Source organism: Streptomyces sp. NPDC012510, assembly GCF_042955065.1.
Taxonomy (GTDB): Bacteria; Actinomycetota; Actinomycetes; order Streptomycetales; family Streptomycetaceae; genus Streptomyces.
The window spans coordinates 24,549-50,754 of the sequence record NZ_JBIBEN010000032.1 but is presented as its reverse complement, the minus strand read 5'-3'; the positions used below and the strand labels follow the sequence as shown (position 1 = coordinate 50,754).

General features: G+C 70.3%; 29 protein-coding genes and 1 pseudogene. 16 read left to right on the top strand and 14 right to left on the bottom strand.

Annotation, left to right across the window (positions count from 1 at the left end):
* Positions 1-41: 41 nt before the first annotated feature.
* From ACFY9I_RS38530 to mshD, 3 genes are all read right to left on the bottom strand, one after another.
* Positions 42-1,007: an ATP-binding cassette domain-containing protein gene (locus ACFY9I_RS38530; protein ID WP_391011025.1), complete on the bottom strand. Its 966-nt coding sequence runs from the start codon at positions 1,005-1,007 to the stop codon at positions 42-44.
* Positions 1,004-1,399, bottom strand: a complete 396-nt coding sequence (locus ACFY9I_RS38525) for a GntR family transcriptional regulator (protein ID WP_391011123.1) — start codon at positions 1,397-1,399, stop codon at positions 1,004-1,006. The genes ACFY9I_RS38530 and ACFY9I_RS38525 overlap by 4 nt, the downstream gene beginning before the upstream one ends.
* Positions 1,400-1,506: 107 nt before the next feature.
* Entirely contained in the window at positions 1,507-2,448 is a 942-nt protein-coding gene (gene mshD, locus ACFY9I_RS38520) for a mycothiol synthase (protein WP_391011022.1), read from the bottom strand.
* Positions 2,449-2,734: 286 nt separating this feature from the next.
* On the opposite strand from mshD, the gene ACFY9I_RS38515 reads away from it, so the two are divergent.
* Positions 2,735-4,546, top strand: coding sequence for a 5'-nucleotidase C-terminal domain-containing protein (locus tag ACFY9I_RS38515; protein ID WP_391011019.1), 1,812 nt, complete (start codon positions 2,735-2,737; stop codon positions 4,544-4,546).
* A 221-nt stretch (positions 4,547-4,767) separates the two neighbouring features.
* Here ACFY9I_RS38515 and ACFY9I_RS38510 read toward each other — a convergent pair whose 3' ends face one another.
* Positions 4,768-5,160, bottom strand: a complete 393-nt coding sequence (locus tag ACFY9I_RS38510) for a DUF190 domain-containing protein (protein WP_391011016.1) — start codon at positions 5,158-5,160, stop codon at positions 4,768-4,770.
* A 418-nt stretch (positions 5,161-5,578) separates the two neighbouring features.
* Positions 5,579-7,057 carry a cation:proton antiporter gene (locus ACFY9I_RS38505; protein ID WP_391011013.1) on the bottom strand — a complete coding sequence of 493 codons (1,479 nt, stop codon included), beginning with the start codon at positions 7,055-7,057 and terminating at the stop codon, positions 5,579-5,581.
* 422 nt (positions 7,058-7,479) lie between these two features.
* Here ACFY9I_RS38505 and ACFY9I_RS38500 point away from each other — a divergent pair, with 422 nt between their 5' ends.
* Positions 7,480-8,142 (top strand): 1-acyl-sn-glycerol-3-phosphate acyltransferase, encoded by a 663-nt coding sequence (locus ACFY9I_RS38500; protein WP_391011010.1) that lies wholly within the window; start codon positions 7,480-7,482, stop codon positions 8,140-8,142.
* A 10-nt stretch (positions 8,143-8,152) separates the two neighbouring features.
* Here ACFY9I_RS38500 and ACFY9I_RS38495 read toward each other — a convergent pair whose 3' ends face one another.
* The gene (locus ACFY9I_RS38495) at positions 8,153-8,476 is read right to left on the bottom strand and encodes a hypothetical protein (protein ID WP_391011007.1); all 324 of its coding nucleotides are present in this window, start codon (positions 8,474-8,476) and stop codon (positions 8,153-8,155) included.
* A 61-nt stretch (positions 8,477-8,537) separates the two neighbouring features.
* Here ACFY9I_RS38495 and ACFY9I_RS38490 point away from each other — a divergent pair.
* Positions 8,538-8,756: pseudogene (locus tag ACFY9I_RS38490) on the top strand (Scr1 family TA system antitoxin-like transcriptional regulator); the annotation flags it as partial.
* Positions 8,753-8,962 (top strand): DUF397 domain-containing protein, encoded by a 210-nt coding sequence (locus ACFY9I_RS38485; protein ID WP_391011004.1) that lies wholly within the window; start codon positions 8,753-8,755, stop codon positions 8,960-8,962. The pseudogene ACFY9I_RS38490 and the gene ACFY9I_RS38485, both read left to right, overlap by 4 nt.
* Before the next feature lie 155 nt (positions 8,963-9,117).
* On the opposite strand, the gene ACFY9I_RS38480 is transcribed toward ACFY9I_RS38485, so the two are convergent.
* The 6 genes from ACFY9I_RS38480 to ACFY9I_RS38455 all read right to left on the bottom strand — a co-directional run bounded on the left by ACFY9I_RS38480 (position 9,118) and on the right by ACFY9I_RS38455 (position 15,077).
* Positions 9,118-10,569: an ATP-binding protein gene (locus ACFY9I_RS38480; protein ID WP_391011001.1), complete on the bottom strand. Its 1,452-nt coding sequence runs from the start codon at positions 10,567-10,569 to the stop codon at positions 9,118-9,120.
* Positions 10,566-11,300: a response regulator gene (locus ACFY9I_RS38475; protein ID WP_391010998.1), complete on the bottom strand. Its 735-nt coding sequence runs from the start codon at positions 11,298-11,300 to the stop codon at positions 10,566-10,568. The genes ACFY9I_RS38480 and ACFY9I_RS38475 overlap by 4 nt, the downstream gene beginning before the upstream one ends.
* A 178-nt stretch (positions 11,301-11,478) precedes the next feature.
* The gene (locus ACFY9I_RS38470) at positions 11,479-11,691 is read right to left on the bottom strand and encodes a hypothetical protein (RefSeq protein ID WP_391010995.1); all 213 of its coding nucleotides are present in this window, start codon (positions 11,689-11,691) and stop codon (positions 11,479-11,481) included.
* 79 nt (positions 11,692-11,770) lie between these two features.
* Positions 11,771-12,823: a trypsin-like peptidase domain-containing protein gene (locus ACFY9I_RS38465; RefSeq protein ID WP_391010992.1), complete on the bottom strand. Its 1,053-nt coding sequence runs from the start codon at positions 12,821-12,823 to the stop codon at positions 11,771-11,773.
* Positions 12,824-13,180: 357 nt separating this feature from the next.
* A complete protein-coding gene (locus tag ACFY9I_RS38460; protein ID WP_391010989.1) occupies positions 13,181-14,203 on the bottom strand; it encodes a substrate-binding domain-containing protein in 1,023 nt (340 codons plus the stop codon).
* A 94-nt stretch (positions 14,204-14,297) separates the two neighbouring features.
* On the bottom strand, positions 14,298-15,077 hold the full coding sequence (locus tag ACFY9I_RS38455) for a winged helix-turn-helix domain-containing protein (RefSeq protein WP_391010986.1): 780 nt from the start codon (positions 15,075-15,077) through the stop codon (positions 14,298-14,300).
* Between the two features lie 238 nt (positions 15,078-15,315).
* On the opposite strand from ACFY9I_RS38455, the gene ACFY9I_RS38450 reads away from it, so the two are divergent.
* From ACFY9I_RS38450 to ACFY9I_RS38420, 7 genes are all read left to right on the top strand, one after another.
* Complete coding sequence (locus tag ACFY9I_RS38450; RefSeq protein ID WP_391011120.1) at positions 15,316-16,230, top strand: alpha/beta fold hydrolase; 915 nt, start codon at positions 15,316-15,318, stop codon at positions 16,228-16,230.
* Positions 16,231-16,266: 36 nt separating this feature from the next.
* Entirely contained in the window at positions 16,267-16,521 is a 255-nt protein-coding gene (locus tag ACFY9I_RS38445) for a MoaD/ThiS family protein (protein WP_391010983.1), read from the top strand.
* A gap of 8 nt (positions 16,522-16,529) precedes the next feature.
* The gene (locus ACFY9I_RS38440; protein ID WP_391010980.1) at positions 16,530-17,873 is read left to right on the top strand and encodes a hypothetical protein; all 1,344 of its coding nucleotides are present in this window, start codon (positions 16,530-16,532) and stop codon (positions 17,871-17,873) included.
* Positions 17,874-18,062: 189 nt separating this feature from the next.
* Entirely contained in the window at positions 18,063-18,797 is a 735-nt protein-coding gene (locus ACFY9I_RS38435) for an LmeA family phospholipid-binding protein (protein ID WP_391010978.1), read from the top strand.
* A 407-nt stretch (positions 18,798-19,204) separates the two neighbouring features.
* Positions 19,205-20,044, top strand: coding sequence for a sulfurtransferase (locus tag ACFY9I_RS38430; protein ID WP_217180399.1), 840 nt, complete (start codon positions 19,205-19,207; stop codon positions 20,042-20,044).
* A 111-nt stretch (positions 20,045-20,155) separates the two neighbouring features.
* Positions 20,156-20,443, top strand: coding sequence for a DUF1416 domain-containing protein (locus tag ACFY9I_RS38425; protein WP_019755963.1), 288 nt, complete (start codon positions 20,156-20,158; stop codon positions 20,441-20,443).
* 113 nt (positions 20,444-20,556) lie between these two features.
* Positions 20,557-20,823, top strand: a complete 267-nt coding sequence (locus tag ACFY9I_RS38420; protein WP_391010974.1) for a DUF3099 domain-containing protein — start codon at positions 20,557-20,559, stop codon at positions 20,821-20,823.
* 25 nt (positions 20,824-20,848) lie between these two features.
* Here ACFY9I_RS38420 and ACFY9I_RS38415 read toward each other — a convergent pair whose 3' ends face one another.
* The gene (locus ACFY9I_RS38415) at positions 20,849-21,211 is read right to left on the bottom strand and encodes a DsrE family protein (protein WP_391010971.1); all 363 of its coding nucleotides are present in this window, start codon (positions 21,209-21,211) and stop codon (positions 20,849-20,851) included.
* Positions 21,212-21,491: 280 nt separating this feature from the next.
* Here ACFY9I_RS38415 and ACFY9I_RS38410 point away from each other — a divergent pair, with 280 nt between their 5' ends.
* Genes ACFY9I_RS38410 through ACFY9I_RS38400 form a run of 3 tightly spaced genes read left to right on the top strand, consistent with a single transcriptional unit; the run spans position 21,492 to position 23,515 of the window.
* Positions 21,492-22,067: a heme-binding beta-barrel domain-containing protein gene (locus ACFY9I_RS38410; protein ID WP_391010968.1), complete on the top strand. Its 576-nt coding sequence runs from the start codon at positions 21,492-21,494 to the stop codon at positions 22,065-22,067.
* A 16-nt stretch (positions 22,068-22,083) separates the two neighbouring features.
* Entirely contained in the window at positions 22,084-22,539 is a 456-nt protein-coding gene (locus ACFY9I_RS38405) for a transcriptional repressor (RefSeq protein WP_391010965.1), read from the top strand.
* Positions 22,540-22,549: 10 nt separating this feature from the next.
* Positions 22,550-23,515: a YgfZ/GcvT domain-containing protein gene (locus tag ACFY9I_RS38400; RefSeq protein ID WP_391010962.1), complete on the top strand. Its 966-nt coding sequence runs from the start codon at positions 22,550-22,552 to the stop codon at positions 23,513-23,515.
* A gap of 209 nt (positions 23,516-23,724) precedes the next feature.
* Here ACFY9I_RS38400 and dtd read toward each other — a convergent pair whose 3' ends face one another.
* Positions 23,725-24,150, bottom strand: a complete 426-nt coding sequence (dtd, locus tag ACFY9I_RS38395; protein ID WP_391010959.1) for a D-aminoacyl-tRNA deacylase — start codon at positions 24,148-24,150, stop codon at positions 23,725-23,727.
* Positions 24,151-24,367: 217 nt separating this feature from the next.
* Between dtd and ACFY9I_RS38390 the strand changes: the two genes are divergently transcribed.
* Positions 24,368-25,009: an AmfC protein gene (locus ACFY9I_RS38390; RefSeq protein WP_391010957.1), complete on the top strand. Its 642-nt coding sequence runs from the start codon at positions 24,368-24,370 to the stop codon at positions 25,007-25,009.
* Between the two features lie 127 nt (positions 25,010-25,136).
* The gene (locus tag ACFY9I_RS38385; protein WP_391010954.1) at positions 25,137-26,123 is read left to right on the top strand and encodes an asparaginase; all 987 of its coding nucleotides are present in this window, start codon (positions 25,137-25,139) and stop codon (positions 26,121-26,123) included.
* Positions 26,124-26,206 lie beyond the last annotated feature (83 nt).

The following is a 26,206-nucleotide window of genomic DNA, read 5'->3' as shown; positions in this document are numbered from 1 at the left end:
GCCTCCGGTTCCGGTTCGGGTTCCGGTTTCCGTCGCGGCGCTCATACGGCGGCCTCCCGTGCCTCGGCCCCGTTCGTCTCGTCGGAGTCGTCGGAGTCGTCGGAGTCGTCGGAGTCGGAGGCGCCACCCGTGTCGTTCGCCGCGTCGAGGGTGAGGGCCGGGGCCTGGGGTGCCCGCAGATGGGCCAGGACCAGCTCCTCCAGGGTCGGCTCGGCGGTCTGCCAGCCGGGGCCGACGGGGCCCTGCGGGCGGATGAGGGCGGTGAGCTGACGGCCCGTCGTACGGGACTCGACGACGGTGTGCGGGGAGAGCTCGCCGGTCTGCCCGGTGACCAGGGTGTGCGCGGCGAGGATCTCGTCCAGCGGGCCCGCGAGCCGCACGCGCCCGGCGCCCAGCAGGAACAAGTGGTCGCAGGAACCCTCCAACTCGGCCACCACGTGCGAGGACATGACAACCGTGGTGCCGTGTTCGGCGGAGTCCGCGAGCAGGGTGCCCATCAGCTGGTGGCGGGCGAGCGGGTCGAGGTCGGCCATCGGCTCGTCCAGGAGCAGCAGTTCGGGCCGCTTGCCGAGGGCGAGGGCGAGCGCGACCCGGGTGCGCTGGCCCCCGGAGAGGGAGCGGACCTTGGCGCCCCGGTCGAGACCGCCCTCGTCGACGACCCGCTCGGCGACGGCCGCGTCCCAGCGCCGGGGGTTGAGCTCCCGGCCGAGGCGCAGGGTCTCGGCGACGGTCAACTGCGGGTACAGGGGCTTGTCCTGGGCGACGTACGCGATGCGTTCGCGGGCCGCCGCCGGGGTCGTCCCCAGCACCCGGACGCTGCCCTCCGTGGGCACGAGCAGGCCGGCCGCGTGGGCCAGCAGCGTCGACTTGCCGGCGCCGTTCGGTCCGACGACCGCGCACACCCGCCCCACCGGCAGCCGCAGCGTGCACTCGCGCAGCGCCCAGCCCCCTCGCCGCCACCCGAACTTCTTGCCGAGCGCGGCCGCCTCCATCGCGGTCCCGGTCATGCCTCGTCCCCCTGATCCTTCTTGAAGTGTTCTTCCAGTACGGAGGTGAACAGCGCCTCCACGTCGTCCCGTTCGAGCCCGGTGTCCCGGGCCTTCACGGTCCACGCGTCCAGTTCGGCCCGCAGCGGCGAGTCGACCGGTGTGGTGCCCAGTGACTTCCGTACGAACGTGCCGAGGCCGCGGCGGGCCTCGACCAGGCCTTCGCGCTCCAGCTCGCGGTAGGCCTTCAGCACCGTGTTCGGGTTGATCGCGGTGGCTTCCACGACCTCGCGGGCCGTGGGGAGCTTGTCGCCGGGTTCCAACAGGCCGAGCCGCAGGGCCTGTTTGGTCTGCTGGACGATCTGCACATAGGTGGCGACACCGCTGCGCCGGTCGATGCGGTACTCGACCACTCGAACAACCACCCTTTCACTAATTGAGTAGTGAAAGGGTGGTGCAAGAGAGGGGACGGTGTCAATGCCACCGTCCCCTGCCTGTGGATAACTTCGGTTTGGGGTGGTTACGTCTCCGAGCGGTACATCAGGTCCGTCTCGTACGTCACGAAGCCCAGCCGCTCGTACACCGTGACCGCCGCCTTGTTGTCGGCGTCGACGTAGAGCATCGCGGTGGGCAGGCCCTGTGCGGCCAGATGGCGCAGGCCGATCGTGGTGAGGGCCTTGCCGAGGCCGCCGCCCTGGGCGCCGGGGCGCACGCCCACGACGTAGACCTCGCCGAGCTGTTCGGCGGCGTGCACCTTGGTCCAGTGGAAGCCGATGAGTTCACCGTCCCGGAAGGCGAGGAAGAAGCCGGCCGGGTCGAACCAGGGTTCCGCCTTGCGGTCGTCGAGGTCCCGCTGGACGAGGGCGCCCTGTTCGGGGTGGTGGGCGAAGGCCTCCGCGTTGGCGGCGAGCCAGGCCGCGTCGTCCTCGCCGGGGACGAAGGCGCGGACGGTGACACCGTCGGGGAGCACCGGCTCCGGGGGATCGAAATCGGCCAGGGGGCGGCGCATCTGCCGGAGTTCGCGGAAGAGGGTGAGGCCGAGGACCTGGGCGAGGTGGCGGGCGGCGGAGTGGCCTCCGTGGGCCCAGACGCGCAGGCGTTTGCCGGACTCGGCGAGGAGGGCGGAGCCGAGGGCGCGGCCATGGCCGTGGCCCCGGTGGGAGGGGTGGACGACCAGTTCGGCGGCGGGGGCCTCCACCGGGTCGGTGTCCTCCAGTTGGGCGTAGCCGACGAGGGTGTCGCCGACGGTCAGGAGGAGGTGGCGCACGCCCTCGCGAGCCGCGCCGCGGAGTTGGAGGCGGCCCTGCTCGGACACCGCCTGCTGGCCGTCGACCTGGGCGGACTCTTCGAGGAGGGCCAGTACGGCGGCCTTTTGGCCGGGAGTCAGTTCCAGGCGGGTTTCGATACTGCGGGCGGCTGCGCTTGCGGCTGCGCCGGGCCGGGCGGTGTCGTCGCTGGTCATGGGTTCGAGGTTAACCGGGCTGCTCCGCGGAGAGCGCGGAAGAGCTCGGCCGGTTCTGTGGTCTTGCGGTCGCGGGTTGTCCGTGGCTGATCGCGCCCCGCGGCGGAGCCGCCGATGGCACAGCGCCGCGCCCCTAGGATTGCCCCCCTTTGCCATCAGTTCTCCCTGACGGCAACCAGGTCGTAACCATGAACCCCCTGCCGCGCTACGCGCGTTGACCCTAGGCTTCGGCCGGACGGGGCCTGTCTCACGTTTTTCTTACTTCTCATACGAACCAGGGGGGCACATGTCAGCCACACCCCAAGCGTCACGCCGCCGAAGCCGCCGTAACCGGATCCTCGCCGTCGCGGCCGGTCTGGCGACCGTCGGGGCGCTGGCCGCCGCGATCCCGGCGAGCGCCGGTGAGGCGAAGCCGTCCAAGCCCGGCAAGGAGAAGCCGAGCCGGTACCAGGACGTGCAGCTGCTGTCCTTCAACGACCTGCACGGCAACCTGGAGCCGCCGGCCGGTTCCTCGGGCCGGGTCACGCACGTCCACGAGGACGGTCACACCGAGACGATCAACGCCGGTGGTGTCGAGTACCTGGCCACGCATCTGCGCGACGCCCGCCGGGCCGACGACTACTCGGTCACGGCCGCCGCCGGTGACATGGTCGGTGCCTCTCCGTTGATCTCGGGCCTGTTCCATGACGAGCCCACCATCGAGGCGCTGAACGGCCTCGACCTGGACGTCACGAGCGTCGGCAACCACGAGTTCGACGAGGGCGCCAAGGAACTGGCCCGCCTGCAGAAGGGCGGCTGCCACCCCACCGACGGCTGCTACGTCAAGGGCAAGAAGTTCAAGGGCGCCGACTTCCCCTACCTCGCGGCGAACGTCATCGAGAAGAAGACCGGCAAGCCGCTCCTGAAGCCGTACTGGGTGTGGAAGAAGAACGGCGTCAAGATCGGCTTCATCGGTGTGACGCTGGAGGACACCCCGGGCGTCGTCTCCGCCGAGGGCGTCAAGGGCCTCAAGTTCAAGGACGAGGTCCAGACGATCAACAAGTACGCCAAGGAGCTGGAGCGCCAGGGCGTGAAGTCCGTCGTCGCGCTGATCCACGAGGGCGGAGCCCCCGCCTCCACCGCGTACAACTACGACTGCGACTCGCCCGGCGCCGGTGACGGCATCTCCGGTCCGATCGTCGACATCGCCAAGAACATCACGCCGAAGGTCGACGCCCTCGTCACCGGCCACACGCACGCGGCGTACGCCTGCACGATCAACGACCCGGCGGGCAAGCCGCGCACGGTCACCTCGGCCGCGTCCTTCGGCCGCCTCTACACCGACACCACGCTGACGTACGACCGCCGCACCGGTGACATCGCCCGTACGGCCGTCTCGTCCGCGAACCACGTGGTCACGCGTGACGTGGCGAAGGCCGCCGACATGACGGCCCTCATCAGCAGGTGGAACACCCTCGCCGCCCCCATCGGCAACCGCGCCATCGGCCACATATCCGCCGACGTGCCGAACGTCGGCACCGAGTCCCCGATGGGCGACCTCATCGCCGACGCGCAGTTCTGGTACGGCAAGACGCTGGACCCCGAGGTCGACCTCGCGCTGATGAACCCCGGTGGTGTGCGCGCGCCGCTCACCTACGCGGCCACGGGCACCGAGGGCGACGGCGTGGTGACCTACGCCGAGGGCTTCACCGTCCAGCCGTTCTCCAACACGGTCAACCTGCAGGACTTCACGGGCGCTCAGCTCGTCAAGGTCCTCCAGGAGCAGGTGAGCGGGACGAACGCCGCCTCGCCGAAGGTGCTGCTGCCGTCGTCCGGTCTGACGTACACGCTCGACCTGAGGAAGTCCGGCGCGGACCGTGTCGTCGTCGACACCATCAAGCTCAACGGTGCCGCCATCGACCCGGCGGCCACCTACCGCGTCGCGACCAACAGCTTCCTCGCGGGCGGCGGCGACGGCTACCCGACGCTGGGCCAGGGCACGAACGACCTGGTCGGCGCCGATGACCTCGCCGCCCTGGAGCAGTACCTGCTGGCCAACTCCTCGGCGACCAAGCCGATCGCGCCGCCGACGGCCAACCGGATCACGATCATCAACTAACGGCTGCGGGCAGCTTCGGGCCGCGTTTGCTGCACTGCGGCACGTCGAGGCTGAACGGTGCCGAACGAGCGGTCCCCCACGCCCCCTTCCTGGCGCGGGGGACCGCCTTTTCCACCTCGCCACTGATTCGGACCCGGTCCTGATCGGCACCGGCCAGGGTGCTGCCGCGGCCGGTGCGGGCCGAGTCGCACCGCGCCGCACCGGTGGATCAGCGATACCGGCTACGTGCAAGGCCGTGGCGTCGGTGCGTCATTCATCTCTTGCGGTCCCCTGTCGGTCCGGCACATGACCTTGACCTCATCCAGGACGACCAGACCGCCACCCACGACTTCGCCCAACTGCGGCAGGAACGCGCGGATGCGGCTCTCATCATCGACGATCACCACCACAACCGGCAGGCCGTCACTCAGCGACAGGAACCGAGTGGTGTGGATCAGTGAGGAGGCCCCGAAACCCTCGATCCCTCGGAACACACTGGCCCCTGCCAGCCCTGCTTTGCGAGCCCGGTGGACGATCTCACTGAACACCGGCTTTCGGTGCCACAGGTCGCCCTCCCCGGTGAAGACCATCACCCGCAGCCCTCTGCCCGTCGAGCGCATCGTCGAGTCCGTCATGCCTGCCTCCAGCAGACCGGGGTGACGTGTGTCCGCCACCGCACTCCACACCGCCACCACCAGCGCCGGCCTCATGGACACCGGTCCCACCCAGACCCGCAGTGTGTCCACGCGGCCTCGAATTGACGACAGCATAGGCGGAAGCCGTGGCGAAACATCTCAATACACCCAGATGGGGACGCCTTCGGGGCCGCACACGGCTTCACCGAGCGCCCCCTGCCCACTCGAGTCCGGTTGTCCGCCGCCCCCTGAATGATTTTGTGCGGTGCCACGCCCCCCGGCTCGGCGCCCCGTGGTGTGTGCCGGGACGGCTGGAGCCTGCGCCTGGTGGCGGAACTCGTTCAGGGGACGGCTGGTCGGCCACAGCATGTGACGACGGCTACATGCCGGTGCCGAGGGAAGCCAGGTCTTCGGGCGCTTACTCCACCTTCGGGCGCTCGCCCTCGCCAGCGGCTGGGAACGCCATACGGTCGATGTCGCCCTCAGCCACGTCTTCGCCCCCGTCCCCGGCATCGGTCCCTGGCTCCGGACACCCGCTGGGCCGCTGTCCCGGCATGGCCTCTGCCCGTGCGGGCGACCCGCCCGTCGAGACGGACGGTGGGTCCTCCGAGACGAACGCGGGGTCGCGTGCCAGAGCCTGGGTCAGCCACGCCCCGGCGAGTTGCGAGGTGAGGATGGACAGCAGTACAAGCGCGACGAGAAATTTGCCATTGATGATCCCTGCCGCGAAGGCCACTGACGCCAGGATGATGCCGGGGCCACCGCGGGCGTTCATCGCCACCGCGAAGTGCGTCGACCACGACCGGCTCTTGCCCGCCAGACGCGCACCCGCCCACACACTGCCGAACTTGATCACGCAGGCCACGGCGAACAGCCAGCCGAAGAAGACTGGATCCAGGTCGTGCACGAGGTCGAGCCGGTAGCCGACGAGCGCGAAGTAGATCGGCACGAAGAAGGCGAGCGAGAATCCCCGTATCGCGCTGAGCCCGGGGGAACCGTTCTCCTCGTCCACGTCATCGGCCATGGAGATACCCGCCATGAGCGCGCCGAAGATCGGATCGATGCCCAAGCCGATGCAACACAGGCAGAGGGCGAACATGAACACCATCCGGAACGCCGCCGGACTGCGGCGTTCCAACGCTCCGACCGGTCCTGAGACCAACCGACGGAACGCCGCCCGCCCTCCGGCAAGACACAGTGCGAAGAACAGCACCGACGCGGCCACGTAGTAGGCCACGTTCCAGCCGATCGAAGCGGTGTGGAACAGGGCGTGCAGGCCGTAGGAGGTGTCCGCCTGGACATGGGCCAGACCGAGGATCACCGCCAGTACGACGTAGAGGAGGACATCCTCGATGACGGCGACGGTGAGGACCGTCCGGGCGAAGAGACCACCCATGATACCGAGATCGATCATGATCCGGGAGATGACGGGAATGCTGGTGACCGCGATGGCCAGGCCCAGCACCAGGGAGATGCTCAGGCCGGATCCATGCGGGCCGGCCAGGTCGCCGGAGTCCACCACCTGAGCGATGGCCATGCCTGCCGCGAACGGGATCACCAGGCCGGCGACGGTGGTGAACAGGACGGTCCTGCGCTCGGCGCCGAGACCGCCCCGGCGCATTTCCAGCCCGGCGAGGAAAACCATCAGGATCGTGCCCAGCTGGTAGACCGCTCCCAGCACATGAGCGGTGGGAGTGCCGGAGGGCGCCAGCCATGTGCTCACCGATGGGGCGACAAGGCCCAGGGCGCTTCCCCCTAGCAGCACTCCTCCCGCTATCTCGCCGATCACCGGAGGCTGGCGCAACCGCGCGAAGACGTAGGCGCCGAGGTGCGCCGCTATCAGAAAGACGGTCAGCACGACGAGGATTCTGGCGACTTCGGCCACTGACAGGGACATGAACTTGCCTCCGCCTCATGGGGGACACGCATCGAGTGCTGGGGGCGCGCATGGCCGTTTCCAGCGAAACGGAGCGTATGGATAGATAAATCGGGTTCGCACTATTTGATGATCATTCGGCGGTATCATGCCGGATGCCGGTAGCTTCTCCGTTTGCCTGGCTCGAATGGCCCTCCGAACGCTGCGTCCAGCGTCCAGGGGCTCGACGCCACGACCCGCTGCACGGTTACGGCGGGCCTGGCCCGGCCCGCCGGGCCGGAGACGATCGTCCAGCTCGATATCAGAGATCCATCAGAAGAGCCCCGGCGCCGTTCGACGATCCGGGTATCCGGCACCCGCGAAGTTGAGTACGAGCACTCAAGGCAGGCCGCGGTGGGCCCGTAGACGATGAGGATCGTCATCGTCCAGACCGGAGGCCCACCATGCTCAGCCGCCTCGCCGACGTCCTGGTGCCCGCCGTCGGACGTCTCACCGTGACCGCCGACGCGGACCCCGTCCTGTCGCCGGGCAGCATCCTCGCCGCGAACCACACCTCGCTCGCCGACCCCGCCGTCGTGCTCGCCGCGCTGCACCGTCTCGGTGTCCAACCGGTCGTCATGGCCGCCGCCGGCCTGTGGCGCGCCCCCCTGCTCGGCCGGGCGCTCACCCGCGAGGGACACATTCCGGTGCACCGGAGGGACCCGCGCGCCGCCCGCGCCCTCGACCTAGCCGCCGCCGCGCTGGACGAGGGCCGACTGGTCCTCATCTACGCCGAGGGCGGGATCCCGCTCCGCAGGGACGCCGCCGAGGCCGCGCCCGAACCGTTCCGCAGCGGCCTGGCCCGGCTCGCCGAACGCACCGGCGCGCCCGTTGTCCCCGTCGGCCAGGCCGGAGCCCGCCGGGTCACCTCCGGCAGCACCGCCAAGCAGCTCGCGGGCCTGCTCACCGCACCGCTGCGCCGCCCTGACCTGCACGTCCACGTGGGGCTACCGCTCGCCCTCACCGGCGGCCACCCCGCGAACACCCAGCGGGCCCACCGCGCGGTGACGGCGGCCTGGCGAACGGCGGCCGCCCAACTGGGGGAGCCGGCGGCGCTCGCGGCGTAGCGGGAATCGCCTACGGCCCACCGCCATCGGCACAGCCGTCCCCGCCGCCTTCATCGTCGGCACCGATCCGCCGCCCCCGACTGAGCGCGATCCGCAGCACGTCCTCCAGCGACTCCACCGCCCGTGTGAGCGCGAACCGCACCGCCCGCTCCCCGGCCGCCGCGTCCCCGAGCACGGCCCTGCCGCCCGCCAACACCTCCTCGGCCGACCCCAGTTGCATGACCTCCACGCTGTCGGCGAGCTGGGAGAGCGTGCCGGGGTGTGCGGTATCGGGGTCCAGGTAACAGGGTCTGCCGTCCGGTGTCGTCCAGGGCAAGAGCCGCAGACCGCTCATCACGAGGGCACCCCCATCCCGTGGACGTACAGCTCTTCCGCGCTGAGCACCCTGGTCCGCTGGTGTGCACGACCTCATGGACAGCCATCTGTGGCGTTTCCGGCAGCGCACCGGCGATCCCGTTGCCTATGCGGAAGGCAACGGGATCGGCGGGTTGATCGCCGATCCTGACAGGGTGCTGGCCTTCCGGCAGTCCTACGATCTTGTAAGGGACACAGCGCTGACTCCGGTGGAGTCGACGGCGTTCATCAAGCGCCTTCTGGAGGAGTGCAGATCATGAACCGGACTTTCGACCTCAGCACCGCTGTGTGGCGCAAGTCGTCGTACAGCGACGGGGGAGCGTCGAACTGCCTCGAAGTCGCCGACGGCTACCACGGCATAGTCCCTGTCCGGGACAGCAAGATTCCGGACGGCCCGGTGGTCGTCTTCGGTGCTGCCTCCTGGGCGGCCTTCCTCCCGGCCGTCAGGACACCTGCGGAGAGCTGATCACGCGAACTGATCACGTCCGGAATTCTTCATTCGTGGACCACCCGGTGGGCTCTGGCGTACGTCGGAGCGGCGCTGCTTGCCTTGCCGGGTATCCAGGGCACCCGGCATGCTCGGCTTCCACTGACCCCCAGCACGTCGAGGCCGGCCCCCGCTCAGAGCCCCTCCGGCGGAGGCGTAGCCGCACCCGGCAGCCGTACCGTCGCCAGCGTGCCGCCCCCCTCCGCGCGGGTCAGCGTCACCTCGCCGCCCGCCTGCTGGACCGTGCGGGCCACGATCGACAGGCCCAGGCCCGAGCCCGGCAACGCCCGTGCCGAAGGGGAGCGCCAGAAGCGGTCGAAGACGTGGGGGAGTTCGTCGGCGGGGATACCGGGGCCGTGGTCGCGGACCGTGAGGACACCCGCGTGCAGAGCAACCTCGATCGTGCCGCCCTCGGGGCTGAACTTCACCGCGTTGTCGAGGATGTTGACGATGGCCCGCTCCAGTGCGGAGGGCTCGGAGCGGACGTACCACGGTTGCAGATCCGCCGTGATCGTCAGCTCGGGGCCGCGCAGCCGGGCCCGGCGCAGGGCAGCCTCTACCGTCTCCTGGAAGTCCACGACCTGGAGGTCGCGGCCTGACTGCTGGCCCGAGTCCGAGCGTGACAGCTCCTGTAGGTCGCCTATCAGCGAGGCCAGTTCCGTCATCTGGGCCTTCACCGAGGCGAGCAGGGCCTTGCGGTCCTCCGCGGGGATCGGGCGGCCCGTCTCCTCGCTGCGGGTGAGGAGCTCGATGTTCGTGCGCAGGGACGTGAGCGGCGTACGGAGTTCGTGGCCGGCATCCGCGATCAACTGCTGTTGCAGGTCCCGGGAGTTCGCCAGCGCGCTGGTCATCGAGTTGAAGGACCGGGACAACCGGGCCACCTCGTCCTCGCTCTCGTCCTCCACGGGGATACGGATGCTCAGGTCCTCCGTGCGGGCCACGTGCTCGACCGCCTCCGTGAGCTTGTCGACCGGGCGCAGGCCCGCGCGGGCCACGGCGAGCCCGGCCGCCCCGGCGCCGACCACGCCGATACCGGAGACGAGGAGGAGGATCAGTGCGAGGTCGTTGAGGGTGGACTGGGTGCCTTGCAGGGGGACGGCGACGACGAGGGCCGCATTGGAGATCTCCCCCGTGCTCTGGCTGACGAAGCTCACGGGCACGACCATGGCCCGTACGTCGTTGCCGTCCGCGTCCGTCCCGTTGCGGAAGACGCCCTGCGGACCGTCCGTTTCCTTGGCGATCTCCTTGTCGGTCTCGGTGACCTCGACCGTACCGGCGGAGAAGTTGAGGACGCATGCCGTTCCGTCCTCCAGCACCGCCTGGAAGTAGGTGTTCCGGGGGCCGAAGCGGGAGTTGTCCTCCTGGGGGGTCTGCGCACAGTCGCTGACGGCGACCCAGGCCTGGTCACGAGCCATGCGCATCGACTTCTGCAGCTGCTCCTGCAACTCCTCGTACAGCTTCCCCTGCACGATGAACCAGCACGTCACCGACACCGCCGCCACCGCGAACGCCACCGCCGCCGCCACCAGCATCGACAGCCGGGCCCGGATCGGCAGGGCACGGTAGCGGCGCAGCACCTTGTTCACTCCGCTCCGCCTTGCCGCAGGACGTACCCGACGCCGCGCACGGTGTGGACGAGGCGCGGCTCGCCGCCCGCCTCCGTCTTGCGGCGCAGGTACATGACGTAGACGTCCAGGGAGTTGGAGGTGGGCTCGAAGTCGAAGCCCCAGACGGCCTTCAGGATCTGTTCGCGGGTGAGGACCTGGCGCGGGTGGGCCATGAACATCTCAAGGAGGGTGAACTCCGTGCGGGTCAGCTCCACCGGGCGGCCGCCCCGCCTGACCTCCCGCGTCGCCAGATCCATCCGCAGGTCCGCGAAGGTGAGCGCCTCGTCAGGCTCGGTCGTCTCGGCGAGGGTGGCCGTGTAGGAGCTGCGGCGCAGCAAGGCGCGGACCCGGGCGAAGAGTTCGTCCAGCTCGAAGGGCTTGACCAGGTAGTCGTCCGCGCCGGCGTCGAGGCCGGTGACACGGTCGCCGACCGTGTCACGGGCGGTGAGCATCAGGATGGGAGTGGTGTCGCCCGCGCCACGGATCCGGCGGGCGGCGGTCAGACCGTCCATGCGGGGCATCTGAATGTCGAGGATCACCAGGTCCGGCCTGTACGCCGTCGCCTTCTCCAGCGCGTCCGCGCCGTCGACGGCGACCTCGGTGCCGTAGCCCTCGAAGGCGAGGCTGCGTTTGAGGGCGTCACGCACCGCCGGCTCGTCGTCGACGATGAGGATGCGCTGGGGTTCGGGGGCGCCTTCGGCGGGGCTCATGGTGGTCTTCGTTCCTTGGGGGCGGTGGTGGACAAGGCCGGGGCGCCGTAGGGGTTCTTGTGCGTTGCCTGGTGCGGGCGCGTCGTGGCTGGTCGCGCAGTTCCCCGCGCCCCTGAAGGGGCCGGCGCGGTACCGCCCTAGCCTTGCACGTCCCCTGGCCGCGCAGTAGCCCGCGCGATCAGCCGCGAACCGTACGGCGGTGCGGTCGCGCTTCCGTGGTCCTGCGGGCTCCAGCCCGGATGGTGGACGCCACCTCGGGGGCGCGCGTCACCGGCGGGTGCAGTTCGGCCGCCACGGCGAGGGCGAGGCCCAACCCGGCCGGGTCGTCGGCGGTCTCGACGTCGTGCGAGACCTGCTTGATCTGCGCGTCGTTCCTGATCTGCGTGATCATGTCGAACTCCTTTGGCTCAGCGGGGACTCAGCGGGGGCGCGGAGGGTGAGCAGGAAACACCTGTTCGGTGAACCGGACCTCAGTCCGAGCCGCCCGCCCGCAGCGTGCTCAGGTCGGCCTTGACGGTGTTGATCGGGATCGCGAAGCCGAGGCCGACGCTGCCGGCGCTGGAGGAGGTGGCGTCCGCGGCCGAGTACATCGCCGAGTTGATGCCGATGATGTTGCCGTTCATGTCGATGAGGGCGCCGCCGGAGTTGCCCGGGTTCAGGGACGCGTCCGTCTGGAGCGCCTTGTACGTGGTCGTGGAGGAGCCGGTGTCGCCGTTGAACTCCTGGCCGCCGAACTCGAACGGCCACCGGCCGTCGCCCTGCTGTTGCTGCTGCCCCTGGTCCTCACCCGTCGAGACCGTCACATCGCGGTCGAGCGCGGAGACGATACCGCTGGTCACCGTGCCGGTCAGGCCTTCGGGGGAGCCGATCGCCACGACCTGGTCGCCGACCTTGACGCCGCCGGAGTCTCCGAGGGTGGCGGCCTTCAGCCCGGAGGCGTCCCGCAGCTTGATGAGGGCGAGGTCCTTCTTGCTGTCGGTGCCGACGACCTCGGCGGTGTAGGACTTGCCGTCGCTGGTCCTCACCTTGATCTGGGAGGCGCCGGAGATCACGTGGTTGTTGGTGATGATCTCGCCTTCGCTGGTGATGATCACACCGGAACCGGTGGACTCGCCCGCGTTCGAACTGGCGTTGATCTCCACGATGCTCGGGCTGACGGCCTTGGCGACCCCGGAGACCGTGCCCTTCTGGCTGGTGGGCACCACGCTCGTGCTGGTCGAGCTGGAGGCGGTGGTGCTCGTACCGGTCAGCTCCTGGATGCCGTACGCCGTACCGCCGCCGATCGCCGCCGCGACGATCGCCACGGCCGCCAGCAGAGCGAGCGGACCCCGGGCGCGCTTCTTGGAGGCGGAGGCCGGCTCGTATGCCGGCGGAGGCGGCCACTCCGGGTTCACCGGGGCGGAGGCGTGCTGCTGCTGGAGGTACGGCTGCTGCTGGGGCTCGCCCTGGACGTACCCGGACTGCTGCTGGTCCCCCTGGTAGGGGTTCTCGTACTCGCCGCTGCGGCGGAAGCTCTCGGTCATGACTCAGAGCCTGTCGCCCGACCATGAGACGTTCCTGAGTGCTCCCTGAGAACCGCACCAGAAGCTCGTTCGCCCCATATAAAGGCGAGGGCCACCGAGAACCGCCCCCGCCTACCAGGAGCACGGGATCTCGGCCCGCTGAGAAGCCGAGGGGGACGGCGTGCTTGTCAGGGGCGCGGAATCTCGGCGCGCTGAGAAGTCGAGGGGGATCGCGTGCTTCTCAGGGGCGCGGGGCTTCGGTGCGCTGAAAACGCGAGGGCGACCGCGTGCTTTTCAGGGGCGCGGGGAACTGCGCGACAAGCCACGACGCACCCGCAGTCAGCACGACACCCAAGCCCCTACGGCGCAACCCGCAACCTACTCGCACCCGCACGACCGCCGCGCGACCAGCTTCGACGGAAACAGCTTCACCCGCTCACGACGCGACCCGGCGACCCGGATCCCGTCGTCGAGGACCAGATCCACCGCGGCCCGCGCCATCGCCGTACGGTCCGTCGCGATCGTCGTCAGCGGCGGGTCCGTCAGCGCCGCCTCCTTGACGTCGTCGAACCCGGCCACGGCCAGCTCGCTCGGCACCTCGATCCGCAGCTCACGGGCGGCCCGCAGCACACCGATCGCCTGGTCGTCCGTGGAGCAGAAGATCGCCGGCGGCCGGTCCGCCTTCGACAACAACTCCAGCGCCACCTGGTACGCGTCGTACCGGTTGTACGGCGCCTCGAAGAGCCGCCCCTCCGTGGAGATCCCGGCCTCGTCCATCGCACGCCGCCAGCCCTCGACGTGGTCGGAGACCGGGTCGCCGACCAGTGGGGTCTCCGCGATACCGCCCATACAGGCGACGTACTCGTGGCCGTGCGACAGCAGATGCTCCACGGCGAGCTTCGCGCCGCCGAGGTCGTCGGTCACCACGGCCACGTCGTCGATCGCCTCGGGCCGCTCGTGCAGCAGCACCACCCGCGCGTCCCACGCCTCTATCTCGGCGGCGGCGTTGTCGTTGAGGGCGTGGCTGACGAGGATCAGCCCGGAGACGCGCATTCCGAGGAACGCCCGCAGATAGTGGACCTCGCGCTCGGCGACGTAGTCGGTGTTGCCGACGAGCACCATCTTTCCGCGCTCGGCGGCGGCCTGCTCGACGGCGTGGGTCATCTCGCCGAAGAAGGGCTGGCGCGCGTCCGGCACGATCATGCCTATGAGGTCGGTGCGCCGGGAGGCCATCGCCTGGGCGACCCGGTCGGGCCGGTACCCCAGTTCCTTGATGGCGGCGAGGACACGCTCGCGCGTGGCCGGGGCGACCGGCCGGGGTCCGTTGTTGATGACGTAGCTGACGACGGCGGTCGACGTACCCGCCAGTCTTGCCACGTCATCCCGAGTCACCTTGGCCACGCGCGGAGTCTACGCGGATGGAACGCCCCTGGGCAGGGCGGACGACGGCCCACCTGTGGGTTACCTGTGCGTACGCCGGGCAGGGGGATCGCCACTACGCCTCGGCCGTGATCTCGGCGGCGCCCAGGGACGCCGTCTCGTCCGTATCCGCCGCCTTTGACGCGCCCGCCTTGCCCTTCGCCTCGTCGCCCGTGCGCTCCGCCTTCTCCGGCGTAACGAATCGATAACCGACGTTCCGGACGGTCCCGATCAGCGACTCGTGCTCGGGGCCGAGCTTGGCGCGCAGCCGTCGTACGTGGACGTCGACCGTCCGCGTACCGCCGAAGTAGTCATAGCCCCAGACCTCCTGGAGGAGCTGGGCGCGGGTGAAGACGCGGCCCGGGTGCTGGGCGAGGTACTTCAGGAGTTCGAACTCCTTGAAGGTGAGGTCGAGGACGCGGCCCTTGAGCTTGGCGCTGTAGGTCGCCTCGTCCACCGAGAGATCGCCGTTGCGGATCTCCATCGGGGAGTCGTCGTTGACGATCTGCTGCCTGCCCATGGCCAGCCGCAAACGCGCCTCGACCTCCGCGGGGCCGGCGGTGTCGAGGAGGACGTCGTCGATGCCCCAGTCGGCGGTGACGGCGGCGAGACCGCCCTCGGTCACGACGAGGATGAGGGGGCAGCCGGGCCCGGTGGAGCGCAGCAGCTGACACAGGCTGCGGACCTGCGGCAGGTCACGGCGTCCGTCGATCAGGATGACGTCCGCGCCGGGGGTGTCGACAAGAGCGGGGCCTTCAGCCGGAGCCACGCGCACGTTGTGCAGCAGCAGGCCGAGGGCCGGAAGTACCTCCGTGGAAGGCTGGAGAGCGTTGGTCAGGAGCAGCAGAGAACTCATACGTCTGGTTCCTCCTCGGTCCCTGCGAGGACGTTTGCGGCACTGCGGCACCGCGATTGCGGCTGCGGCGCTTCACAGCGTTCTGCTCTGCGTTCCCGGGGCCCGTACACCTGCGGTCACCTGGCGTTTTCCCGCTCGTATACAACGCTTCCGAAAGCACAAAAGGACCCGGGGGCGACATTGCCCGAGTCCTCTGTCCAGCAGAATAGCCCACATGAGCGCTGGTCCGGCAGGTCATATGAGGCGATCTTTCGACATCCCGAACTCTGAGACGGCCGGTCGAACCGATTTCCGGCCGCCCCGGACCTCTTTGCGCAGGTTTCTGCGCACTGACGACGGGGTGAACATCGAGGCCGTATACAACCCGAAGTCGGTCGTATACAACCCGGGATCCGTTGTGGACGACGCCACCGGACGCGCCCCCGGCGCCTCCGGCGGCGCCGACGACGTCGGCCATCTCGCCGTCGTGGTCGCCCATGGCTTCACGGGGGCAGCCGACCGTCCTCATGTTCGAAGGGTGGCGGAGGTGCTCGCCCGCTACGGGTCCGTCGTGACCTTCTCCTTCCGGGGTCACGGAAGATCCGGCGGTCACTCCACGGTCGGCGACCGCGAGGTGCTCGACCTCGCGGCGGCGGTCCGCTGGGCCCGCGAACTCGGCCACGACCGCGTCGCCACGGTCGGCTTCTCCATGGGCGGCTCGGTCGTCCTGCGCCACGCGGCGCTCCCCGAGGGCCCCGACGCGGTCGTCTCGGTCAGCGCCCCGGCCCGCTGGTACTACCGGGGCACTGCCCCCATGCGCCGTGTCCACTGGCTCATCACCCGCCCCACCGGCCGTCTGGTCGGCCGCTACGGCTTCCGCACCCGCATCAACCACCGCGACTGGAACCCGGTCCCCCTCTCCCCGGTGGAGTCGGTCCCCCTGATCGCCCCGACCCCCTTGCTGATCGTCCACGGCGACAGCGACGGCTACTTCCCGGTCGACCACCCCGAGATGCTGGCGGCAGCGGCGGGGGACAACGCCGAACTGTGGCTGGAGCGGGGGATGGGGCACGCGGAGAACGCGGCGGGGGAGGAACTGCTGCGGCGGATCGGGCGGTGGCTGGCGGAGCCCCTGTCCACCCGCGGTTTCCCCACGGCACCGACTCCCCCGTAGCCTGAACCCCCTCACGACCAACAAAGAGGAACGCAGATGCCAAAGGGCACCGTCCGCTACTGGGCCGCGGCCAAGGCCGCGGCCGGCGTCGCCGAGGAGCCCTACGACGCGGCCACCCTCGCGGACGCCCTCAACGCGGCCCGGGAACGCCATCCCGGGGAACTCCCCCGCGTCCTGCTCCGCTGCTCGTTCCTGGTCGACGGAGACCCGGTGGGTACCCGCGAGCATGAGACGGTACGTCTGGCCGAGGGCGGCACGGTCGAGGTGCTCCCGCCGTTCGCAGGAGGGTGACCCACATCATGACCGACCAGCCGTACGGGTACGAGGGCCACCAGGGACAGCACCAGGGCTACGACCCGTACCAGGAGCCGCAGCCCCAGGCGCAGCAGTACGGGGCCCAGCCGCAGCCCCAGGCGCAGCCGCAGTGGCAGGGCTATGACGAGAGCCAGGCCGCCCACGCCCAGCAGTACACGCAGCAGTGGGAGGGCCAGACCTGGGACACCCAGCTCCACGCCCGGACCCCGGCCGCGACCGACCTGACGGAGACGGCGTACCTGTCGCCGTTGACGGACGAGCGGCACTCCCAGCCCGGACAGCACCCACAGCACGCACAGCACGCAGAGCAGCAGCACGCGCAGTACCCGCAGCACGCACAGCACCAGCAGCACGCACAGCACCAGCAGCACGCGCAGTACCCGCAGCAGGCAGAGCAGCAGCACCCGCAACACGCGCAGTACGGGTACCCGCCCCACGCCCACCCGCCCCAGGCCCAGCCGCAGCAGGCGCCGCCCCAGGCGCACTCCCAGGCGCAGGCTCAGCCCTCGACCGGTCCCGCCGCTCAGCCCGAGCCCGGCTACGGTCCGCCCACGCTCACCGGCAACTCCCGGGTCACGGACGCCCAGCGGGCACGGGCCGAGGGGCGGTCGCCGATCATCGAGCCCGGGATGCAGCCGGCGCTGATCACGGCGGTGCTCGGCCTGCTGCTGGCCGGCGCGGCGGCGATCGGGGAGTACGCCCTCGCCGCCCCCCTGGTGATCTTGCAGGCGGTGACGGCGGCGGGCTGGTTCCGGCTGAACGGCATGTGGCCGGCCCGGCAGGGCATCGTGCTGGCCTTCGCGGGCGCGCTCGCGGCGGACGCGGCCCTCTTCGGGGCCGGCCAGGAGCACGCGCCGGCCGCGATCCTCGGGACGCTCGGCGTGTGGGTGCTGCTCGGGATCGTGCTCGGGCTGCGCAGCCACGCCGACCCGGACGAGCGGATGTACGGCCTGATGGCGACGGTGGCCTCCTCGGCGCTGGCGATCATCGCGACCGGTTATCTGGCGGCGGTTGCGGACGCGGTGACGGTCGGCGGGGTCGCCGTCGCGGTCGCCGTCCTGGCGCGGGCGTTGCCGCTGCCCACGCCCGCCTCGGTGATCGTGTCCCTGCTGGCGGCCACCGGTGCGGGGATCGCCGTCGGCGGCGCGACCGGTCTCGGCACCTCCGGGGCCCTCCTCGGCGCCGCCGCCGCGCTCTGCGCCCTCATCGGCCACCGGGTCGCCAGCTACGACTACCCCTCCCGCTTCGTCCACTTCACCGCAGGCGTGGCCCTTCCCCTCACGGCAGCGGCCCCGGCGGTCTACCTTCTGGGCCGCGCGCTCGCCTGACCCCCTTTCCTCAAGGGGCGCGGGGAAGGCAGGGGCGGCGGGAGCGAGAACCGGGGAGGCGCGACGGCGCTTCCTGTCACAGGTGATCAACAAGGCACACGAACCCACCCCACCCCGACCGCCACACCGATTACTCTCGCGTAGAACGGCCACCGGCCGCCGAGCGGACTACGTGGGGAACACCGAGACATGCGCGCACTGCGAATACTTGTCATCGTCGCCGTGATCCTGGGCGGCCTCTTCGTCGTCGTGGACCGCGTGGCCGTCGGCTTCGCCGAGGACGAGGCGGCCGAACAGCTCAAGACCAGCGAAGGCCTGGCGACGACCCCCGACGTGTCCATCAAGGGCTTCCCGTTCCTCACCCAGGTAGCGAGCGGCGAACTCGACGACGTCGAGGTCGGCATCGAGAACTACGAGGCCAGCACCGGCCGGTCCGGCGAGAGCATCCGTATCGCCGACCTGAAGGCGAACATGCGCGGCGTCGCCTTCTCCAGCGACTACAGCTCCGCCACCGCCGCCAGCGCCACCGGCTCCGCGAGCATCGCGTACGACGAACTCCTCAAGGCCGCCAAGTCCGAGCCGACCGATGTCGGCCTCGGCATCACCGCCCGCGTCGTCGGCCTCTCCGACGGCGGCAAGGGCAAGATCAAGGTCGCCGTCGAGATCGACCCCCCGGCCCTCGACCCCCAGACCGTCTCGGTCCTCAGCACCGTCAGCGTCAAGGGCGACAAGGTGGAGGTGCAGGCCGACTCCCTGCCCTCCACCGGCGGCTTCGACCTCGCCGAGAACGCCGTCCGCTCGATCACCGACTTCCAGCAGGCCATCGACGACCTCCCCGGCGGCATCAAGCTCGACAAGGTCGAGGCGGCGCCGAACGGCGTGGAGATCACGGTGAAGGGTTCGAACGTCAAACTGGCCGGGTAGGACCCCGTTCGGCGGAGCGAGGGCGTCCGAAAGACGAGACGCCGCTGTCCGAAGCGTAGATGTGACGACGACTACAGGGCCCGGGAGCCCTTTCGCCGTAGCCCTGACGGCTTTCGTATCCCACATTCCGGACGATCGCGTCTCAGAATACGACATGCCGGTGACACGCCCGCCGGTCCGTCCCTACGATCGACGACTATGAAGCGACAGGCGGATCTCACGAAGCGGCGGGCAGTAGACCTGTGCCGCGTCGCCGCCATGCTCTGTCGCACCTTCTGAGCGGCGGAATCTGCCGCCGCGTTCCCCGATGCCCGCCCTGTTCCAGCCAGGGCCCGCCCCTGCGCGCCCCCGGCCGAACCGCCGGAGGCACCCGCACCCCGCCGCAACTGCCCCGGAGGAGAAAGAGCATGAGCCGCAGCGACGTCCTGGTCGACGCCGACTGGGTCGAGGCCAACCTCGACGACCCGAACATCGCCATCGTCGAGGTCGACGAGGACACCACCGCGTACGAGAAGAACCACATCAAGAACGCGATCCGGATCGACTGGACGAAGGACCTTCAGGACCCGGTCCGCCGTGACTTCGTCGACCAGGAGGGCTTCGAGAAGCTCCTGTCGGAGAAGGGCATCGGCAACGACACCCTCGTCGTCCTCTACGGCGGCAACAACAACTGGTTCGCGTCGTACGCCTACTGGTACTTCAAGCTGTACGGCCACGAGAACGTCAAGCTTCTCGACGGTGGTCGCAAGAAGTGGGAGCTGGACGCCCGCGAGCTGGTCGACGAGGTGCCGGTGCGCCCCGCCACCGAGTACAAGGCCAAGCCGCAGAACACCGCGATCCGCGCCTTCCGTGACGACGTGGTCGCCGCGATCGGCTCGCAGAACCTGGTCGACGTGCGCTCGCCCGACGAGTTCTCCGGCAAGCTGCTCGCCCCGGCCCACCTGCCGCAGGAGCAGTCGCAGCGTCCGGGCCACGTCCCGTCCGCGCGCAACATCCCGTGGTCGAAGAACGCCAACGACGACGGCACCTTCAAGTCGGACGACGAGCTCAAGGAGCTCTACGCCGAGGAGCAGGTGGACCTGGCCAAGGACACCATCGCCTACTGCCGCATCGGTGAGCGCTCCGCGCTGACCTGGTTCGTCCTGCACGAGCTGCTGGGCGTGGAGAACGTCAAGAACTACGACGGCTCCTGGACCGAGTACGGCTCCCTGGTCGGCGTCCCGATCGAGCTCGGCGCCAACAAGTAAGCACCAGCGGTACCAGCGGTACGAGTTGTACGAGCGGTACCAGCGGTAAGCGAACACTCCGTTCAATCCCGACCGGCCTTCCTTCCGGTCAGACCCCTCTTGGAGAAAGACATGTGTGGAGCGAAGGCCGGCGGCCCGGACGCCTCGACGATCAAGCCCGGTGAGACCACGATCCAGGGTCAGGTGACCCGCGACGGCGAGCCGGTGACGGGCTACGTCCGTCTGCTGGACTCGACCGGCGAGTTCACGGCGGAGGTCCCGACCTCCGCGACGGGCCAGTTCCGCTTCTACGCGGCCGAGGGCACCTGGACCGTCCGCGCCCTGGTCCCCGGCGGCACCGCCGACCGCACGGTCGTCGCCGAGAAGGGCGGCCTCGCGGAGGTCGCGATCGCCGTCTGAGGCAGTCGTCGAAACGGCTGAGGGCCGCACGACCCGGGTGTCCGACCCGTGGCGTGCGGCCCTCGGTCGTCGGACGCACGGCCTTGGGGGGCGCACGGACCTACGCTGGAGGTATGTACGCCCGACGGCGCCACCGCTACTTCGTCCTGATGGGCACGTGCCTCGTGCTCTTCGTCCTGGCCTGGGGCGTCGTCCGCCTCTGGTCGGTCCCGGTCGCGGTCGGCATGTGCGTGGTCGCCATGCTCATCCCGCCGTTCGCCGCCGTGGTCGCCAACCGGCGCGAACCCGACGACCGCTGGTGGGACGACCCCTCCGGCGACCCCACGTCGGACGAGTGGTGGGACGAACTCGACGGCAAGAAACGGCCCAGGTCCCCCTAGGGCCCTCTCCCGAAGGCTCCCGGTATCAGTAGACGAGTGCCTGGGTGTCGTCCGCCAGCGCCTCCTGTACGAACACCTGTGCGCCCGCGATCCGTACGCCCTTGATGACGTCCTGCTCGGTGATGTCGCGGCGGGCGGCGCACTGGGTGCACAGGGTGAGACGGCCACCGGCCAGGACCGAGTCGATCAGGTCGGGGAGCGGGGCGGCGTGCGGAAGCTCGAACTCGGCGGCGCGGCCCGGCAGCGCGAACCACGCGGACTCGCCGGTCAGCCAGAGGGAGACGTCGACTCCGCTGGCCACGGCCACGGCGGCCACCGTGAAGGCCTGAGAGCAGCGTTCGGGGGCGTCGGCCCCCGCCGTCACCTTGATCACGAGCTTCTTCGCCATGCCCGCATGCTAGTCCGGCGGGTCCGACGCTGCTCGGGGTGCCGCCCGCGGCCGTACCCGGAACCTGGCGAACGGCCCCGTACCCCAGCCGCGTAAGCTAGGGCCCGGCCTTGTGTAGTACCGAACCTCCGCTCATCCGAGGAGCACCCCGTGGAACTCTTCTTCGAAGCACTGCTGGTCCTGGTCTGTGTCGGCGTTCTCGCCTTCACCGGGCTGGCCGTGAAGAAGCTGTACCAGGGCCAGCGCTGACCCTCGTCAAGACATCCAGGAACCGCCACTCATGATCGAGATCCCGTCCGACCTGCACAAGGACCTCGTCCCCCTCGCCTTCCTGCTCGGCGACTGGGCCGGCGCGGGCGTCCATGACTTCCCCGGCGCCGAGAAGTGCAACTTCGGCCAGGAGGTCACCTTCACCCACGACGGCCGGGACTTCCTGGAGTACCGCTCCCACACCTGGGTGCTGGACAAGGACGGCAACAAGGTCCGTCCGCTGGAGACCGAGTCCGGGTTCTGGCGCGTGGACGCCGACCGCAAGGTCGAGATCGTCATGACCCGCGACGACGGCGTCGTCGAGATCTGGTACGGCGAGCTGGCCAAGCAGAAGCCGCAGATCGACCTGGTCACGGACGCGGTCGCGCGGACGGCGGCCTCCGGCCCCTACAGCGGCGGCAAGCGGCTCTACGGCTATGTGAACAGCGACCTGATGTGGGTCGGTGAGAAGGCGACCCCCGAGGTCGAGCTGCGCCCCTACATGTCCGCGCACCTGAAGAAGGTCGTCACCCCCGAGGACGTCGAGCGCTGGGCCAAGGCCCTCCCGGACGACATGCCGGACGACGGCATCGCCTTCTTCAAGTAGTCCTAGACTCTGAGGTGTGGTGAGCACCGACTGGAAGAGCGACCTCAGGCAGCGCGGCTACCGGCTGACGCCGCAGCGGCAACTCGTGCTCGAAGCCGTGGACACCCTTGAACACGCGACTCCCGACGACATCCTCGTGGAAGTGAGGAAGACCGCGTCGGGGGTCAACATCTCCACGGTCTACCGGACCCTTGAGCTCCTGGAGGAGCTCGGGCTGGTCAGCCACGCCCACCTCGGACACGGCGCGCCGACGTACCACCTCGCCGACCGGCACCACCACATCCACCTCGTCTGCCGCGACTGCTCGAACGTGATCGAGGCGGATGTGTCGGTGGCGGCGGAGTTCACGGCCAAGCTGCGCGAGACGTTCGGGTTCGACACGGACATGAAGCATTTCGCGATCTTCGGCCGTTGTGAGGACTGCTCCCAGAAGGACCAGCGGGCCCTGAAGGCTTCAAATACCGAGTCGTAGGCTTGGTCGTATGAAAAGCCCTCTGCTGTCCCTGCCCGGAGCCGTCCCCGCCGAGGGTGTGGACGAAGGTGTCGCCGCGCACTACGGCGACCTGTTCCGTGAACAGCGCGCCCTCGCCGACGGCACCGGATTCGTCGACCTCTCCCACCGGGGCGTGGTCACCGTCTCCGGCCAGGACCGGCTGAGCTGGCTGCATCTGCTGCTCACCCAGCACGTCAGCGAACTCCCCACCGGCGAGGCCACCGAGGCGCTGATCCTCTCCGCCAACGGCCACATCGAACACGCGCTGTACCTGGTCGACGACGGCACCAAGGTCTGGGCCCACGTCGAGCCGGACACCCAGGAGGCGCTGCTCGCGTACCTGGAGTCGATGAAGTTCTTCTACCGGGTGGAGGTCGCCGACAGCACGGCCGAGTTCGCGGTCGTGCACCTGCCGGCCGGTTCGATCGCCGAGGTCCCGGAGGGCGTGGTCGCCCGCGAGACCCCGTACGGCCGTGATCTGTTCCTCCCCCGAACGGACCTGGAGTCGTACGCGGAGAAGACGGGCCCCGCGGCCGGTCTCCTCGCGTACGAGGCCCTGCGCGTCGAGCAGCACCGGCCCCGGCTCGGCTTCGAGACCGACCACCGCACCATCCCGCACGAGCTGGGCTGGATCGGCAGCGCCGTCCACCTCCAGAAGGGCTGCTACCGCGGCCAGGAGACCGTCGCCCGCGTCCAGAACCTCGGCAAGCCCCCGCGCCGCCTCGTCTTCCTCCACCTCGACGGCAGCGAGGTCCATCTGCCGCCGCGCGGCGCGGAGATCCGCGTGGCGGACGACGGCCCCGACGGCCGCAAGATCGGCTTCATCACGACGTCCGTACGCCACCACGAACTCGGCCCCGTGGCCCTGGCGTTGGTCAAGCGCAACATCCCGGTCGACGCGAGACTGGTCGCCGACACGACGGCAGCGGCCCAGGAGGTCGTGGTCCAGCCGTAGGACCGGGGCCCGCGAACGCCGGAGCACCCGGCCGCGCAGCGTGCCGCCGGGTGCGGGCCGGTGGCCCGGCTCCCGCCAGTCGTGCCGCCGAGTGCCTCGCCAGTGGCGGCCGGCCGTCGTGCCGCCAGGGCGGCACGGGTGGGCGCGGCGGCACCCCGTCCGCGCCGGGTCGCGCCCCCTCGACCCGGCCCGCGACAGCTCGCGGTGCCTCACATCTCCAGCAGCACCGTGAACGGCCCGTCGTTCGTCAGTGACACCCGCATCCGCGCCCCGAACCGCCCCGTCGCCACCGTCGCCCCCAACGCCCGGAGCTGTGCGACGACCTCCTCCACCAGCGGCTCGGCGACATCCCCGGGCGCCGCAGCGTTCCAGGTCGGCCGCCGCCCCTTGCGCGCGTCCCCGTACAGCGTGAACTGGCTGATGACCAGCAACGGCGCGTCCACATCGCTGCACGACCTCTCGTCGTGCAGCATCCGCACGGACCACAGCTTGCGCGCGAGCTGCGCCGCCTTCTCCTTGGTGTCGTCGTGCGTCACCCCCACGAGGACGCACAACCCCTCACCCTCGATCGCCCCGACCGTCTCACCGTCCACGACGACACTCGCACCGTCGACCCTCTGCACCACCGCACGCATGCCGACCATCATGCCGCCGGCGTCCACCAGCCGTGGCGCCAGGGGGTCCCCCTTGCGGGGGGTTCGTGCTCACAGCGGTTTGAAGAGCACTTTGCCCGGTCTTTCTCATTGATCCATTACCGTCCATCCGGGGAGGATCGCGGGGACTCGGTCACAAAGCGGCTACCGGGAGTGGCACCATGCTCACACACACCGGTCGAGGGGACGGTTGAGGCGCATGAGCACATCGAGTACCGGGCAGCCCCCGGAGACTGCGACGTTTACCCGTACGAGCCCGGGGCCCGGCCCCGGTATCCGTCGGCCACCGGTCCAGCGCACGGACAGCGGACCACTGCCGCCGCCGGACCCGGCCGAGCACGAGCTGTCCCGGTTGCGGCTGCCCGAACTGCGCACCCTGCGCCGGGACGCCCAGCGGGACGAGGCCGACCTCAGCTATCTGCGGCGGCTGCTCCAGGGCCGTATCGACATCCTGCGCGCCGAACTGGCCCGCAGGGGCGGCGCGGCGGACCCCGGGACCGCGGGCTCGGCAGAGCCCTCGGCGCTCGTCGACCGGCTGTCGGCGATCCTCACGGACGCTCCGGCCCAGCACCGTTCCTCGGCCCGCCACGTCACCGTGGGTACGCCGCACGGCGAGGAGTACCGCCGGCTCGCCGCCGAGATGCTGGACGAGGTCGAACTCTCCGACCTCGAAGCCCGCACCGACGACGAACTCACCGCCGGCCTCGCCCGCCTCGTCCACCACGAGCAACAGATCTCCGGCCGCCGCCAGCTCCTCCAGCGCACCGCCGACGACTGCAGCGCCGAGATCGCCCGCCGTTACCGTGAGGGCGAGGCCCAGGTGGACGACCTGCTCACCTGACCCGCCGGGAACCCGGCACAGCCCACAACACAGCACACGCATCGGCTCCGGCGTCCCCGGAGCCGATGCGTGTGCCCACGACGCGACGCGTACCCGTACCCGTACCCGTACCGGAAGGCGACCGCCGATGTCCGAGAACCCCGCCATACCGCTCGAGTCCTCCGGGCCGCCCACGGCCCCTCCCGTGCTGGCCGAGGTCGTACGCTCCGGGTTCGTCGAGGGGCGGCACCGGGGCAGCCTGGTGCTGCTGGCGGCGGACGGCTCGCCGGAGAGGACGTTGGGCGACGTGACGACTCCCGTCTTCCCCCGGTCGGCGAACAAGCCGATGCAGGCGGCGGGCGTGCTGCGGGCCGGACTGCAACTCACCGGGGAGCGGCTGGCGTTGGCAGCCGCCAGTCACTCGGGAGAGGACTTCCACCGGGACCTCGTCCGCACCATGCTGACCGAGCACGGGCTGAGTGCCGGACAGCTGCAGTGCCCGCCGGACCTGCCGCTGGACCGGGTGGAGGCGGAGGCGTATCTCGCGGCCGGTGGCGTACGCGACCGGGTGGCCATGAACTGCTCCGGCAAGCACACGGCGATGCTCGCGGCCACGGCCCTGCGGGGATGGCCGACGGAGCGGTACCTGGAGCCGGACCACCCCCTGCAGCGCCTCGTCCACGACGTGGTCGAGGAGGCAGCGGGCGAGCCGGTCGCGGCGGTGGGTGTGGACGGCTGCGGAGCCCCGCTGATGGCGATCAGCCTCACCGGCCTGGCCCGCGCCTTCCGCTCCTTCGTCCTGGCCCCGTCCGGCTCCGCCGAACGCCGGGTCGCCGACGCCATGCGCGCCCACCCCGAGTACGTCGCCGGCACCCGCCGCCACGACACCCGCCTCATGCGCGCCCTCCCCGGCGCCCTCGCCAAGATGGGCGCCGAGTCCGTCCAGGCGGTCGCCCTCCCCGACGGCCGAGCCCTGGCCTTCAAGATCGACGACGGTGCCGCCAGGGCCCTGGCCCCCGTCCTGGGCCGAGCGCTGGCCCTCGCGGGAGTGGAGGAGAAGGTCGCGCACGGCATCGGCCGCACCCCGCTGCTGGGAGGGGGAAGGGAAGTGGGGGAGGTCCGCCCGACGTTCTAGGCCCGGCGTGCGAGAGGGGCCCCTGCCTGCCACCGGGCCTTCCCGCCTCCAGCGGGGGTTTGGGGGTGGCAGCCCCTGGAAGC